This is a genomic window from Bariatricus sp. HCP28S3_A4 (assembly GCF_052066395.1).
In the GTDB taxonomy this organism is placed as follows: domain Bacteria; phylum Bacillota; class Clostridia; order Lachnospirales; family Lachnospiraceae; genus Allocoprococcus.
The window spans coordinates 36636-51533 of record NZ_JBQHSE010000006.1; the positions used below are offsets into that span (position 1 = coordinate 36636).

The 14898-nt window shown below is 40.1% G+C and carries 18 protein-coding genes; all 18 read left to right on the forward strand.

The features are described from left to right. The first annotated feature begins 15 nt into the window (after window positions 1-15). Window positions 16-456 (forward strand): 50S ribosomal protein L15, encoded by a 441-nt coding sequence (gene rplO, locus ACTNBF_RS04690; protein ID WP_427806707.1) that lies wholly within the window; start codon window positions 16-18, stop codon window positions 454-456. Further along, on the forward strand, window positions 456-1808 hold the full coding sequence (secY, locus tag ACTNBF_RS04695) for a preprotein translocase subunit SecY (protein ID WP_427806708.1): 1353 nt from the start codon (window positions 456-458) through the stop codon (window positions 1806-1808). Before rplO ends, secY begins: the two co-directional genes overlap by 1 nt. An 86-nt stretch (window positions 1809-1894) precedes the next feature. Then, the gene (locus tag ACTNBF_RS04700) at window positions 1895-2539 is read left to right on the forward strand and encodes an adenylate kinase (RefSeq protein WP_427806709.1); all 645 of its coding nucleotides are present in this window, start codon (window positions 1895-1897) and stop codon (window positions 2537-2539) included. A gap of 3 nt (window positions 2540-2542) precedes the next feature. Next, a complete protein-coding gene (gene map / locus ACTNBF_RS04705) occupies window positions 2543-3307 on the forward strand; it encodes a type I methionyl aminopeptidase (RefSeq protein WP_427806710.1) in 765 nt (254 codons plus the stop codon). Between the two features lie 29 nt (window positions 3308-3336). After that, window positions 3337-3603 carry a KOW domain-containing RNA-binding protein gene (locus tag ACTNBF_RS04710; protein WP_427806711.1) on the forward strand — a complete coding sequence of 89 codons (267 nt, stop codon included), beginning with the start codon at window positions 3337-3339 and terminating at the stop codon, window positions 3601-3603. Between the two features lies 1 nt (window position 3604). Then, on the forward strand, window positions 3605-3823 hold the full coding sequence (gene infA / locus ACTNBF_RS04715; protein WP_004607275.1) for a translation initiation factor IF-1: 219 nt from the start codon (window positions 3605-3607) through the stop codon (window positions 3821-3823). Between the two features lie 117 nt (window positions 3824-3940). Beyond that, window positions 3941-4054, forward strand: coding sequence for a 50S ribosomal protein L36 (gene rpmJ / locus ACTNBF_RS04720; RefSeq protein WP_005339020.1), 114 nt, complete (start codon window positions 3941-3943; stop codon window positions 4052-4054). 330 nt (window positions 4055-4384) lie between these two features. Further along, window positions 4385-4753 carry a 30S ribosomal protein S13 gene (gene rpsM, locus ACTNBF_RS04725; protein ID WP_427806712.1) on the forward strand — a complete coding sequence of 123 codons (369 nt, stop codon included), beginning with the start codon at window positions 4385-4387 and terminating at the stop codon, window positions 4751-4753. 49 nt (window positions 4754-4802) lie between these two features. Beyond that, on the forward strand, window positions 4803-5198 hold the full coding sequence (rpsK, locus tag ACTNBF_RS04730; protein WP_016223756.1) for a 30S ribosomal protein S11: 396 nt from the start codon (window positions 4803-4805) through the stop codon (window positions 5196-5198). Window positions 5199-5225: 27 nt separating this feature from the next. After that, complete coding sequence (gene rpsD / locus ACTNBF_RS04735; RefSeq protein WP_427806713.1) at window positions 5226-5819, forward strand: 30S ribosomal protein S4; 594 nt, start codon at window positions 5226-5228, stop codon at window positions 5817-5819. Window positions 5820-5974: 155 nt separating this feature from the next. Continuing rightward, window positions 5975-6934: a DNA-directed RNA polymerase subunit alpha gene (locus ACTNBF_RS04740; protein ID WP_427806714.1), complete on the forward strand. Its 960-nt coding sequence runs from the start codon at window positions 5975-5977 to the stop codon at window positions 6932-6934. A 127-nt stretch (window positions 6935-7061) separates the two neighbouring features. Next, complete coding sequence (locus ACTNBF_RS04745; RefSeq protein ID WP_427806715.1) at window positions 7062-7598, forward strand: bL17 family ribosomal protein; 537 nt, start codon at window positions 7062-7064, stop codon at window positions 7596-7598. Window positions 7599-7685: 87 nt separating this feature from the next. Continuing rightward, entirely contained in the window at window positions 7686-8711 is a 1026-nt protein-coding gene (locus tag ACTNBF_RS04750) for a substrate-binding domain-containing protein (RefSeq protein WP_427806716.1), read from the forward strand. A gap of 97 nt (window positions 8712-8808) precedes the next feature. Further along, a complete protein-coding gene (gene rpiB, locus ACTNBF_RS04755; protein WP_427806717.1) occupies window positions 8809-9252 on the forward strand; it encodes a ribose 5-phosphate isomerase B in 444 nt (147 codons plus the stop codon). A 426-nt stretch (window positions 9253-9678) separates the two neighbouring features. Next, window positions 9679-10794, forward strand: a complete 1116-nt coding sequence (chvE, locus tag ACTNBF_RS04760) for a multiple monosaccharide ABC transporter substrate-binding protein (protein ID WP_427806718.1) — start codon at window positions 9679-9681, stop codon at window positions 10792-10794. A gap of 190 nt (window positions 10795-10984) precedes the next feature. Further along, complete coding sequence (gene mmsA / locus ACTNBF_RS04765) at window positions 10985-12544, forward strand: multiple monosaccharide ABC transporter ATP-binding protein (protein WP_427806719.1); 1560 nt, start codon at window positions 10985-10987, stop codon at window positions 12542-12544. Window positions 12545-12546: 2 nt separating this feature from the next. Continuing rightward, complete coding sequence (gene mmsB, locus ACTNBF_RS04770) at window positions 12547-13716, forward strand: multiple monosaccharide ABC transporter permease (RefSeq protein WP_427806720.1); 1170 nt, start codon at window positions 12547-12549, stop codon at window positions 13714-13716. Between the two features lie 67 nt (window positions 13717-13783). Then, window positions 13784-14878: a GntR family transcriptional regulator gene (locus ACTNBF_RS04775; protein ID WP_427818802.1), complete on the forward strand. Its 1095-nt coding sequence runs from the start codon at window positions 13784-13786 to the stop codon at window positions 14876-14878. The last annotated feature ends 20 nt before the right edge of the window (window positions 14879-14898 follow it).

Here is a 14898-nt window from a genome sequence, read left to right on the forward strand (position 1 = left end):
TAAGGAGGTGTCACAATGGACTTATCAAATTTAAGACCTGCTGACGGAGCAAAACATAGCGATAATTTCAGAAGAGGCCGTGGACACGGTTCAGGAAATGGTAAGACAGCCGGAAAAGGACACAAAGGTCAGAAAGCCCGTTCTGGAGCAACCAGACCAGGTTTCGAAGGTGGTCAGATGCCATTATACAGACGTATTCCTAAGAGAGGTTTCACATGCAGAAACTCTAAGACAATCGTAGGAATTAATGTCAGTGCTTTAGAAGTATTTGAAAATGATTCAGTTGTTTCCGTTGAGACTTTGATCGAGGCAGGAATCGTTAAGAATCCTAGAGATGGTGTTAAAATTCTTGGAAATGGAGAGTTAACCAAAAAGCTTACTGTTCAGGCAGATGCATTTAGTGCAGGTGCTGTAGAAAAGATTGAAGCAGTTGGTGGAAAAGCAGAGGTGATCTAATGCTACAGACATTCCGTAAGGCATTTCAAATTGAAGATATACGGAAAAAAATACTGTATACCCTTGCGATGTTGTTTGTAGTACGCCTCGGGTCACAACTCCCTACCCCGGGAGTTGACCCGAACTACATTAAGGATTTCTTTGCAAATCAGACCGGTGAAACATTTAATTTCTTTAATGCTTTCACCGGTGGTTCTTTTGAACAGATGTCCGTTTTCGCATTGAGTATTACACCGTATATTACTTCTTCCATTATCATGCAGCTCCTCACGATTGCAATTCCGAAATTGGAAGAGATGCAGAAAGAGGGAGAAGACGGAAGAAAGAAAATTGCTACGATTACACGTTATGTAACAGTTGGTCTGGCTCTGATTGAATCAACTGCCATGGCAGTTGGTTTTGGACGTCGGGGACTTCTGGAAGAATACAATTTTGTAAATGCAGCAATCGTAGTTCTGACACTGACAGCTGGTTCTGCATTCTTGATGTGGATAGGTGAGAGAATTACGGAGAAGGGCGTAGGAAACGGAATTTCTATCGTTCTTTTAATTAATATTCTGTCGCGTGTACCAAGTGATCTGACTACGTTGTATGAAACTTTTGTCAAAGGTAAAGGCCTTGCAAAAGGTGGGCTTGCGGCGCTTATCATTCTGGCAATTATTCTTGCACTTGTAGTGTTTACAGTTGTGCTGCAGGATGCAGAAAGAAGAATTCCGGTTCAGTATTCTCAGAAAGTACAGGGAAGAAGAAGTGTTGGCGGACAGTCAACAAATATTCCGCTTAAAGTAAATACAGCAGGAGTTATTCCGGTTATTTTTGCTTCATCTATTATGCAGTTTCCAATTGTAATTGCTTCTTTTTTAGGAAAAGGCAATGGAACTGGCATTGGAAGTGAAATACTTCGTGGATTAAATTCAGGAAACTGGTGTAACCCGTCTCATCTTCAATATTCATGGGGATTGATCGTATACATTGCATTGACAGTATTTTTTGCATATTTCTATACGAGCATTACATTTAACCCACTTGAAATTGCGAATAATATGAAGAAAAGCGGCGGATTTATTCCAGGTATTCGTCCTGGTAAGCCTACTGTAGATTATCTGACGAAGATTTTAAATTATATTATCTTTATCGGTGCGTGTGGTCTTGTAATTGTGCAGGTGATTCCGTTCTTCTTTAATGGAGTATTTGGAGCGCAGGTATCGTTCGGTGGAACATCTTTGATCATTATTATTGGTGTTGTACTTGAAACTGTGAAACAAATTGAATCACAGATGCTCGTACGAAACTATACAGGATTTTTAAATAACAAAGGAAATGCAATGAAGAACAGTTTCCTTGGATTTTAGAACACAGTGGCTCGTTGTTGTTTATCATTACATAATAGATAAATTGCAACGAGCTATTTGAACATGTTAAAAAAGGAGGTAGCAGTATGAAGATTATTATGTTAGGTGCTCCTGGAGCAGGAAAAGGAACTCAGGCTAAGAAAATAGCGGCAAAATATGGAATTCCGCATATTTCAACCGGAGATATTTTCAGGGCAAATATCAAAAACGGTACGGAACTTGGAAAGAAAGCAAAGACTTATATGGATCAGGGACTTCTCGTTCCGGACGAACTTGTTGTGGATCTTGTAGTAGATCGTGTCAATCAAGAAGATTGTGAGAATGGATATGTACTTGACGGTTTTCCGAGAACAATTCCTCAGGCAGAAGCACTGGATAAAGCGCTTGCTGCCCAGGGACAGAAAATGGATTATGCTATCGATGTAGATGTTCCGGATGAAAATATTGTTCGCCGCATGGGCGGAAGACGCGCCTGTGTGGGATGTGGCGCTACATATCATCTTGAATATGCACCGACCAGACAGGAAGGAATTTGTGATGTATGTGGCGGTGAATTAATTCTGCGTGATGATGATAAACCGGAGACTGTTCTGAAACGTCTTGGCGTATATCATGAACAGACACAGCCGCTGATCGAGTATTATACGAATCAAGGCATTTTAAAAACTGTAGATGGAACAGTAGATATGGAAGACGTATTTGCTGCCATTGTTTCTATCTTGGGAGAATAGCTCATGGCAATTACGATTAAATCAGAAAGAGAAATTGAACTGATGACCCAGGCCGGAAGGATTCTGGAAATCGTACATGAGGAGATGGAAAAAGCATTAAAGCCGGGAATGACAACACTGGACATTGATGCAATTGGAGAGGAAGTGATTCGCAGCTACGGCTGCGAACCTTCTTTCCTGAATTATAACGGGTATCCTGCATCTATCTGCGTATCGGTTAATGAAGAAGTTGTTCATGGAATTCCATCACGAAATCGGATCATTCAGGAGGGAGACATTGTAAGTCTGGATGCGGGACTTATTTATAAGGGGTATCATTCAGATGCGGCAAGGACGCATGCAGTAGGAGAAATCAGTGAAGAAGCAAAAAAACTGATCGAAGTGACCAGACAAAGCTTTTTTGAAGGAATAAAATATGCAAAAGAAGGCAATTATTTATTTGAGATTTCCGGTGCAATAGGAAGATATGCTGCCGGATTTGGTTATGGAGTAGTAAGGGAACTTTGCGGACACGGAATCGGAACCCACCTGCATGAAGATCCTGAAATCCCGAACTTTCCGATGATGAGACGCGGACCTAAATTAAAAGCCGGAATGACCCTTGCGATCGAGCCTATGATCAATCTTGGTACTGAGAAAGTCAGATGGCTGGATGATGATTGGACGGTTGTGACGCGAGATGGGAAGCTTTCGGCACATTATGAGAATACAGTGCTGATTACAAAGGGAGAGCCCATACTTTTGACACTTGGCGGCAAAATAAAGTAAGTCTGTGTAACATGATGAGGCGCGAAGATATGGAAAGATGGGAAGAAGGTATGCTTGCCAGGTCACTGGCGGGGCATGATAAAGAAAAAGTTTATGTCATTACTAAGATAGAAGATGCATATGTATATCTGTCAGACGGAAAAAACAGAAAAACAGATAATCCAAAAAAGAAAAAGAAAAAGCATGTGCAGCTTATTCGGATAAAACATGAAATTAATTCAGCAGATGATGAAAAAGTAAAAAGGATATTGAAAGAGTACAGTAAATCACTGACAGGAATGAAGGAGGAATCTTAATATGTCAAAGGCAGATGTAATTGAAATTGAAGGGACGGTTGTTGAAAAACTTCCAAACGCAATGTTTCAGGTAGAACTCGAAAATGGTCATCAGGTCCTGGCACATATCAGCGGAAAGCTTCGTATGAATTTTATTAAAATTTTACCGGGAGATAAAGTAACATTGGAACTTTCGCCATATGATTTATCAAAAGGAAGAATTATCTGGAGAGATAAGTAAAATAACTATTGACTTTATATTTTGTGTAATGCTATAATATTAGGCGAACTGCTGTCGGGTATTAATAGACAGTGGTGGGAAAATGCAAACTGGCAAGGTATGAAAGGAGGATTTGACATGAAGGTTAGATCATCAGTAAAACCGATTTGCGAAAAATGCAAAGTTATCAAGAGAAAAGGAAGCGTCAGAATTATCTGCGAAAATCCGAAACATAAACAGCGTCAGGGATAATGACGAATGTTTATAATGAATTAGGCGGCTGATAGCACGATACGCCTGGAAGTGTGTAGGGCGTTGGATGCTATTTCAAATATACAGGGAAACACCCCATCTGCCATAAAGCTAAAGCGGTGGTTTCAAGTATATTGCTTACAATACCGGCGGTCATTAGCCGATAGATCGGTTGCCGGAAAGGATGCGAATACCGACGCATCTGGGCTGGTATATCGGACAAGTCATGTAAGGTGAAGGAATGTCCGGTAGGGTGCTTTTGATAACGGGATACCCTCAGCCTCAATTTAAGACAGTATCAAAAAATGAATCAAATGGAGGAAATCACAAATGGCTCGTATTGCAGGTGTAGACTTACCAAGAGACAAACGTGTAGAAATCGGATTGACTTATATCTACGGAATCGGTAGAACAAGTTCAAACCGTATTCTTGCAGAAGCTGGAGTTAATCCAGATACCCGCTGCAGAGACTTAACAGATGACGAAGTTAAGAAAATCAGTGCAGTAATCGACGAAACTCAGATGGTAGAAGGTGATCTCCGCAGAGAGATCGCGCTGAACATCAAGAGACTTCAGGAAATCGGATGCTATAGAGGAATCCGTCACAGAAAAGGACTTCCTGTTCGTGGTCAGAAGACAAAGACGAATGCAAGAACAAGAAAAGGTCCGAAGAGAACAGTTGCAAACAAAAAGAAATAATTTGAGAAACAGATAACAGTATAATAGGAAAGTGTAGGTTAGTTTTATTATGGCTAAAAAAGTTACAAAAAAAGTGACAAAAAAACGTGTCAAGAAAAACGTTGAACGCGGACAGGCACATATCCAGTCATCTTTCAATAATACAATCGTTACTTTGACAGATGCTCAGGGAAATGCTTTATCATGGGCAAGTGCAGGTGGTCTGGGATTTAGAGGTTCAAGGAAATCTACTCCTTATGCAGCTCAGATGGCAGCAGAGACGGCAGCTAAAGCAGCTTTAGTTCATGGTCTTAAATCAGTAGATGTATTCGTAAAAGGACCTGGTTCAGGAAGAGAAGCAGCAATCCGTGCACTTCAGGCATGCGGAATTGATGTAACAAGCATCAGAGACGTAACACCGGTACCGCACAATGGATGCCGCCCACCGAAGAGAAGAAGAGTCTAGTCGAATTATTATAGGAGGATAAAGAGCATGGCAGTAAATAGAGTTCCGGTTCTGAAAAGATGCCGTTCATTAGGAATGGATCCGGTATATTTAGGAATTGATAAAAAGTCTAACAGACAGTTGAAAAGATCTAATAGAAAAATGAGCGAGTATGGTCTGCAGTTACGCGAGAAGCAGAAAGCTAAATTTATCTATGGTGTATTAGAGAAACCTTTCAGAAACTACTTTGAAAGAGCAGATCGTATGAAAGGTATGACAGGTGATAACCTGATGGTTCTTCTTGAATCAAGACTGGATAACGTAATTTTCCGTCTCGGATTTGCCAGAACAAGACGTGAAGCAAGACAGATTGTGGATCATAAGCATGTACTTGTGAATGGAAAACAGGTAAACATTCCATCATACCAGATCAAAGCCGGTGATGTTATCGAAATCAAAGAAGGAAAGAAGAGCCTTCAGAGATACAAAGACATTATGGAAGTGACTGCTGGACGCATGGTTCCGGATTGGCTTGAAGCAGATCCGGAAGCTTTAAAGGGAACGGTAAAAGAACTTCCGCTTCGCGAAGCAATTGATGTTCCGGTAGACGAAATGATGATTGTCGAGTTATATTCTAAATAAAACGCATTCATTTAAGAAGATGCAGTACTTAACGAACCTGATTTTCGGGTTCGTTAAGGTGCTGTTGAAAAGAATACCCGGCTATCCTGCAGGGAGGAGGGTCCGGGACAAAGCAACCCTCAACATTCAAAAACCCATAAGGAGGGACCAAAATAGTGTTTGATTTTAATAAACCAAATATTGAAATTACAGAAATTTCTGAAGATAAAAAATATGGCAGATTCGTAGTAGAACCTTTGGAAAGAGGATATGGTACGACGTTGGGTAACTCTTTGAGAAGAATTATGCTTTCTTCTTTACCGGGTGCAGCAATCAGCCAGATTAAAATCGACGGTGTACTGCATGAATTCAGCTCCATTCCTGGAGTTAAGGAAGATGTAACTGAAATCATCATGAATTTGAAATCCCTGGCAATCAAGAATACTTCCGAAACAGATGAACCGAAAACGGCTTATATTGAGTTTGAAGGTGAAGGTGTCGTAACGGGAGCAGATATTCAGGCTGATTCTGATATTGAAATCATGAATCCTGATACAGTGATTGCTACATTGAATGGCGGAACTGACAGCAAGCTTTACATGGAACTGACCATTACAAAGGGAAGGGGATATGTGGGCGCTGACAAGAATAAGACGGAAGATATGCCGATTGGCGTGATTCCGATTGATTCCATTTACACCCCGGTTGAACGTGTAAACCTTACAGTACAGAATACGCGTGTTGGCCAGATCACAGATTTTGATAAGCTTACGTTGGATGTATGGACTAATGGAACACTTTTGCCGGATGAAGCAGTCAGTCTGGCAGCAAAAGTACTCAATGAACATCTGAAATTATTTATTGATCTTTCTGAAGTAGCTCAGGCTGCAGAAGTTATGATTGAAAAAGAAGATGATGAAAAAGAAAAAGTACTTGAAATGAGTATTGATGAACTTGAACTTTCAGTACGTTCATACAATTGTCTGAAGAGAGCAGGTATCAATACGGTAGAAGAACTTACAAACAGAACGCCTGAAGATATGATGAAAGTTCGTAACCTCGGACGTAAATCACTCGAAGAAGTTCTGGCTAAATTAAAAGAACTTGGCTTGGAATTAAGTCAGGGAGAGGAATAGAGCATATGGCTCTGCCTTTCAGGTAACTATCTGGCTAGTAAGCCCGATGAAAGCATAACCAGATGGCATATCCCGGTAAGTCCAAAGAAGCACGTGATATGTCCCAAATAAATGGAGGATTAAGAAAATGGCAAAATATAGAAAACTTGGCAGAACATCAAGTCAGAGAAAAGCTTTATTAAGAAATCAGGTAACGATGTTACTTCAGCATGGAAAGATCAAAACAACAGAAGCTAAGGCAAAAGAAATCCGCAAGATCACAGAAGGCCTGATTGCTCTTGCTGTAAAAGAAAAAGATAATTATGAAGAAGTAACTATCAAAGCGAAAGTTGCAAGAAAAGACAAAGACGGAAAGAGAGTAAAAGAAGTTGTTGACGGTAAGAGAGTAACCGTTTACGATGAAGTTGAAAAGACAATCAAAAAGGATAATCCGTCACGACTTCATGCAAGACGTCAGATGCTCAAAGTTCTTTATCCTGTAACAGAAGTACCGACTGCTGCAGCAGGAAGAAGAAAAAATACGAAAGAAGTAGATCTTGTAGATAAACTGTTTACAGAAATTGCGCCGAAATATGCAGATCGTAATGGTGGATATACAAGAATTATTAAAATTGGACAGCGTAAAGGTGACGCTGCAATGGAAGTTCTTATCGAATTAGTATAGAACTTAACTATAAAAATGTGACCGCATATCATAATGATGTGCGGCCTTTTCAAATTTGAAATAATATTTGCGAAAGGGTGAACCTTGATGAAATGGAAAACAGCTGCTCTTATGACGGCAATATGTTTAGCCTTTGCAATTTCAAAAATTGGACTTGGATGCACTGGAGAACGAAGAAATGGAAGTGGACAGCAGGAAGAATTTGATTATCTAATAACGGTAGGAATGGTTCAGGGAGGAGAGGACTCTGCGTGGAAAGAGGCAAATACAGAATCTTTTCAATCAATCTTTACAGAGGAAAACGGATATAGATTTTTATTTAAGGATGCCGGAAATGATCAGGAAAAACAGATTGAGGCTATTCGTGCATTTGCGGAAGAAGGCGTGGACTATATTTTGTTGAATCCGGTTGCGGAAATGGGATGGGAAGAAGCACTGGAAGACGTAAAACGCGCTGGAAGTTCCGTTATTCTTGTCAATCAGCAGATTGATGAAAGCGATGCTTCCATGTATGAATGCTGGATTGGAAGTAACTATGAAGAACAAGGTAAACAGGCACTGAAATGGCTTGAAGATCATCTGGATAAAGAAGATAAAGCCGAGGACGAAGAAGAATTGGACATTGCGATGATTCAGGGGAGTATCGGTTCGCCGGAGCAAATGGAGAGAGCGGAAGGATATCAGAAAATACTCGGAAAGCATTCAAACTGGAGAATCGTAGGACAGCAAACAGCTGAAAATGATAGAACAACTGCAAAAGAAGTCATGTTGATGTTTCTTGAAAATGAGGATAAAATAGATGTTGTTATAGCGGAAAACGATCAAATGGCCATGGGCGTAATTGATGCACTGGGAGAAAAAAATATGAGTTCAGGATCGGGCGGGGATGTCATTCTAATTTCTTTTGATGCGAGTAGAGAAGGCCTTGAAGCAGTGCAGGAAGGGAAAATCAATATATCTTTTGAATGTACACCTTTTCTAGCACCCAAAACAGCTGAAATTATTCAAAAATTAGAGGCAGGAATCAATATTGATAAAAAGCAATATGTGAAAGAAAGCTATTACGATATCAATAACGATCTTGAAGAAGTTATAGAAAAAAGATCATATTAAACTCTTTATTTCACATTCTTGACTACGAAGAACTGTATGCTTATAATAAAACTAGCTTGTAAAATCATTTTGAGTATGAAAAAAGGAGAATGTTAATATGAAAATAGGAGTTGCGAATGATCATTCTGCTGTTGACATGAAAAAACAGGTCGTCGAATACCTGGTTGAGAAAGGTTACGAAGTCATAAACTACGGAACAGATTCATATGAAAGCTGCAATTATCCCGAATACGGCGAAAAGATTGCGCATGCAGTTGTAAATGGAGAAGTTGAATTGGGAATTGCGATTTGCGGAACAGGTCTGGGAATTTCACTTGCTGCGAATAAAGTACATGGTATTCGGGCTGCCGTATGTTCGGAACCATATACAGCAAGAATGGCAAGAGAACATAATAATGCGAATATACTTGCATTTGGTGCAAGAGTCATTGGTATAGAGACTGCAAAGATGATTCTTGATGAGTGGCTGAATGCAGAATTCAAGGGCGGACGTCATCAGGATCGAGTGGATATGATCATGGCGATTGAAGAACGACAATAGAATAGTAGTTGATATAGGAATAGAATATAAAAACTAAGCTGCAGAGCATCTGGAAAATATAAGAGAGATGTTTTGTGGCTTTTTTAATAGAATTGTTTTGTATGTATGGATTAATACAGATTTTCTTAATAATATCATGTCAAGTAAAAAAAACGTAGAAATAATACTATAGTTTTTGTACATATTTTGATGTATTGCCGCGAAAAAAATAAAATATGTATGCATACAACTTATATACAAATAAATACAAGTTTAAAATTTGTACAAAAAGTTGTACTTGATTTTGTAATATATTACGTCTTGCTAAATGAAAAGTTGTGTTGTATATTAATACCATAAACAAAATTGATGAGACGGAAAACTATACAAATTCAACAAAAAATTTATAATCCGCTCATTAAGAGAATTTAAAGGAGGAAAAGAAGCATGAAAAAGAGAATTCTCAGTGTAGCTCTTGTAGCAGTTATGGCACTTTCGCTTGCGTTTACAGGATGCGGTAACAAGTCTGGAGAAGGTGGAAGCGGAGACAGCGGAAGCAAGACGGAGAATAATGGTAAAAAAGTAGGTGTAGCAATGCCGACTCAGAGCTCAGAGAGATGGATCAGAGACGGTAAGAACATGAAAGAAAAACTGGAGGGAATCGGATATGAAGTAGACCTTCAGTACGCAGAAGACGATGTTCAGGCACAGGTTTCTCAGATTGAGAACATGATTGCTAAAGGTGCTAATTGCCTGGTTGTTGCAGCTATCGACTCTTCAGCTCTGGTTAACGTACTTGCTCAGGCTAAGTCCAATGACATCCCGGTTATCGCTTATGACCGTCTGTTAATGGATACAGATGCAGTAAGCTACTATGCATCTTTCGATAATGAAGGTGTTGGTAGAAAGATTGGTGAATACATCGAAGAAAAAGCTGGACTTAAGACAGCCACAGAGCCTCAGACAATTGAATTCTTCATGGGATCTCCGGATGACAACAACGCAGTTCTTCTTCACAAAGGTGTTATGGGCGTCCTTCAGCAGTATCTTGACAATGGAATGCTTGTATGCAAATCAGGAAGAACATCATTCGAGGATACATGTATCTTAAGATGGTCTCAGGAAACAGCTCAGCAGAACTGTGAGAACTACTTATCAGGATTCTATGCAGACGAAGATCTTGACATCTGCTGCTCAGCATTTGATGGCTTCTCATATGGTATCAAAGCTGCTCTTGAAGGTGCTGGATATACTGAAGAAAACTGGCCAATCATCACAGGACAGGATGCAGAAGTTATGGCAGTTAAGAATATCATTGCTGGTAAACAGACAGCTACAATCTTCAAAGACACAGGACTTCTTGCAGAAAAATGTGTAACAATGGTTCAGGCAGTGCTTGAAGGAAAAGAACCGGAAATCAACGATACTGAAACATACGACAATGGCAAATTGGTTGTACCTTCTTACCTTTGCGAACCAGTAGCTCTTGATAAAGATAACTACAAAGAACTCGTAGTAGACAGTGGATACTACACAGAAGAAGAAATTCAGAACGCAGAATAATCTGAATAATGTTTAAGATAGGGCGGCGGCGATATTGCTGCCGCCCTGATTTTTGAAATCCTTATTACGAAGTAAGGTCCCTGGAAGTGATTCGGGGAACAGAAGAAACCTCAGGCATGAGCAGGGGGAGTTTGAGTTTGAAAACGAAGCCGCAAGGCTTTGGAAATATAAAAGAAAAGGAGCTGAGAAAATGTCTGATTACATTCTGGAAATGAACCATATCACCAAAGAATTCTCAGGCGTAAAGGCGTTGGACGATGTAAACCTTAAGGTTAAACGCGGTGAGATTCATGCACTTTGCGGTGAAAATGGTGCTGGAAAATCAACCTTGATGAATGTATTATCCGGTATCTATCCGTTCGGTACATATTCTGGTGATATCGTTTATAACGGAGAAATCGTGAAAAATCACAACATTAAGGACAGTGAGAAAAAAGGTATTGTAATTATTCATCAGGAACTTGCACTTAGCCCATATCTTTCTATCGCAGAAAACGTTTTTATGGGAAATGAGCAGACTTCTATGAAGGGAGTTATTGACTGGACACAGACGCATAATAAAGCCCAGGCAATGCTGGAAAAGGTTGGACTTTACAACGAAAATCTGGATGCGCCGATCAACACGTTGGGTGTAGGAAAGCAGCAGCTGATCGAGATTGCAAAAGCGCTTGCTAAAAAGGTTGATCTGTTGATTCTGGATGAACCGACTGCAGCATTGAATGATGAAGAAAGTGCACAGCTTTTGGAGATCATGCTGAAACTGAAAGAACAGGGAATTACATGTATCATCATCTCACACAAACTGAATGAGATCAGCTATGTCGCAGATGCTATCACTGTTATCCGTGATGGACACACGATTGAAACTCTTACAAAAGGAATTGATGATTTTTCAGAAGACCGTATCATTAAGGGAATGGTTGGCCGTGAGCTGACAAACCGTTATCCGGAAAGAAATCCGGAGGAATGCCCGATCGGAGATGTTGTCCTGGAAGTGAAAAACTGGAATGTATTCCATCCGGAAGATGCGAACCGTCAGGTACTGAAGAATGTGAATATTAAAGTTCGTGCAGGAGAGGTTGTAGGACTTGCTGGTCTGATGGGGGCAGGAAGAACTGAGTTCGCAATGAGTCTTTTCGGACGTGAGTATGGTCAGAAAATATCCGGACAGATTTTTATGCACGGAAAAGAAGTTAAGATCAAGAATGTAAGAGATGCAATCGCTAATAAGATTGCATATACTTCTGAAGACAGAAAGACATATGGACTTGTATTGATCAATGACATTAAATGGAACATGACATTGGCTGCCCTTCGTGGATTCTTCTCTAAGAATGGTATTGTAAATGCCAATGAAGAAGTGCTTGCGGCAGAGAAATACAAAAAGCTCATTAACATCAAAGCAAACTCCATTGACCAGGCGGTTGGTTCCTTGTCAGGTGGTAACCAGCAGAAAGTAGTTTTGTCGAAATGGATGTTGACAGAGCCGGATGTACTGATTCTGGATGAACCTACCCGTGGTATTGACGTTGGTGCAAAATACGAGATTTATTGTGCAATTAATGATTTGGCAAAGGCTGGAAAAGCGGTCATCGTTATCTCTTCTGAAATGCCGGAAATCATTGGAACCTGTGATAGAACCTATGTACTGAACGAAGGACAGATCGCAGGAGAATTATCAAAAGAAGAGTTATCTCAGGAAAAGATTATGAAATGCATTATGCAGCATAATAACAGGAAAGGGGAATAACAATGGAGAAGAAAAAAACAGTTAATCTTGATTTAAAGCAATTCGGTATGGTATTTGCTTTGATTGCAATTTATATTATCTTTTATTTCATGACAGGTGGAATTAATGCAACACCTATGAATATGAACAACCTGATCATGCAGAACAGTTACGTTGTCATTCTTGCAACCGGTATGCTGCTTTGTGTATTAACTGGTAACGTTGACCTTGGTGTTGGTTCTTATGTCGCACTCTGTGGTGCAATTGCTGCAAAATTGGTAGTTGAAAATGGCATGAGCATTCCGCTTGCTTTCCTTATTACTATCCTTGTTGGAACTGCTTTTGGTGCATTTAACGGATTTTTTATTGCCTACCTTGATATCCCGCCATTCGTAGTTACTCTGGCAGGTATGCTTATTGGCCGTGGTCTTACATACACACTTCTTGAATCAAAGACAGTAGGACCGCTTCCGGATGCATATGTAAAGGTTGGTGCTGGTTTCTTTATTACAAATAAAATCCAGATGGGATCAGGTACACTTGATATCGTATGTATTATCGTTGCAATTGTTGCAACAGCCCTGATCATTTTATCAGAATTAAAATCTATTAAGACAAGACAGAAATACGGTCTTGCAATTGTTACTCCATGGCAGACAATTGTAAAACTTGCAATTATCATTGCAATCGTATGGTTCTTCTTCTACAAACTTGCAAGATACAATGGTATTCCAATTGTGCTCATTATTATGGCTGTTATTGTTGGTATTTACCATTTCATTACAAGTAAGACGGTACCGGGTCGTCAGATTTATGCATTGGGTGGTAATGCAAAGGCTGCAAGACTTTCCGGTATTGATACCAGAAAAGTATTCTTCTGGGTATATACAAACATGGGATTCCTTGCAGCTATTGCTGGTATCGTATTATCAGCACGTAACGCATCCGCTACACCGAAGGCCGGCGACGGATTCGAGCTTGATGCGATCGCATCCTGCTACATCGGTGGTGCAGCGGCAGCCGGTGGTATCGGTACTGTAATCGGTGCTGTAGTCGGAGCATTCGTTATGGGTGTTTTGAACAATGGTATGTTCTTGATCGGACTTTCTACAGACCTTCAGAAAGTAGTAAAAGGTCTTGTACTTCTTGGAGCTGTAACATTCGATATACTTTCTAACAAGAAGAAAAAATAATTATTAAGATGAATGTCGGGCGAAGCTTGTCTGGGCTTCGCCCTGATACAAAGGGGGACAGATAACTATGGAAGAGTTACTGGCCAAATATGAAGAAATCTTAAGGTGGCTGAAAATGCGTTTGGAAAGCGGAGAATTGAAGCCCGGTGATCGCGTAGAATCGGAACATCAATTGTGCGCACATTTTCGTGTGAGCCGTCAGACAGTTCGCCATGCAATTGCACTTCTGGAAGAAGAAGGCATTGTGGAGAGGCGAAGAGGAAGTGGTACCTATATCAAAGCCACAGTAAATGTACAAGAAAAAGAAGAAAAAACCATGCAGGTTGCTGTTATGACAACCTATGTTCAGAAATATATTTTTTCTTCTATTATACAACAGATTGAGAATGAGTTATCCCGCGCGGGATATGGTTTGCAGATTTCTTTTACGAACAATGCGGTCGAAAAAGAAAGGTTTGTTTTGAAAAATATTTTGGAAAAGAATATGGTGGACGGCCTGATCGCTGAGACGACCAAGAGCGGACTTCCCAATCCAAATTTAGATATATACAGAAAAATTATGAATAAAGGAATCCCGGTTCTTTTTATTAATAGTTATTATCCGGGACTTGATATTCCGCATGTATCTTTGAATGATAAACTGGCAGGAAAGATGGTCACCAATCATCTCCTTAAGTGCGGACATCGTAATATCGGTGCGATTTTCAAGGCTGATGACGGGCAGGGACACCACAGATATGCCGGATATGTGGAAGCGTTGATGGAGGCAGATATCAAAATTAAAGGAATGCAGGTAATCTGGATCGATACGGAAGAAGTCAGACATATGAAGGAAGATGCAGGGTGGATCCTCAGACGATTGCAAGGATGTACTGCGTGTGTGTGCTACAATGATGAAGTGGCAACGAAGTTGGTTGCGGTCTGTCTCGAGCAGGGGATCCGGGTTCCGGAGGATTTGTCTATCATCGGAATTGATGATTCGGATCTGGCAAATTATTGTGAAGTTCCGCTTACTTCTGCAAAAAATCCAGTAAGAGATCTGGGTAAAATAGCAGCATTGGAAATGCTTGAAATGATGAAAGGAATGCCGGTACCAAAAGTGACTGAATTGGATCCTGAAATTGTGAATCGTAATTCAGTACGCCTGAGAGATGGATTTTAGAAGTTTAAAAGATTGAGAAG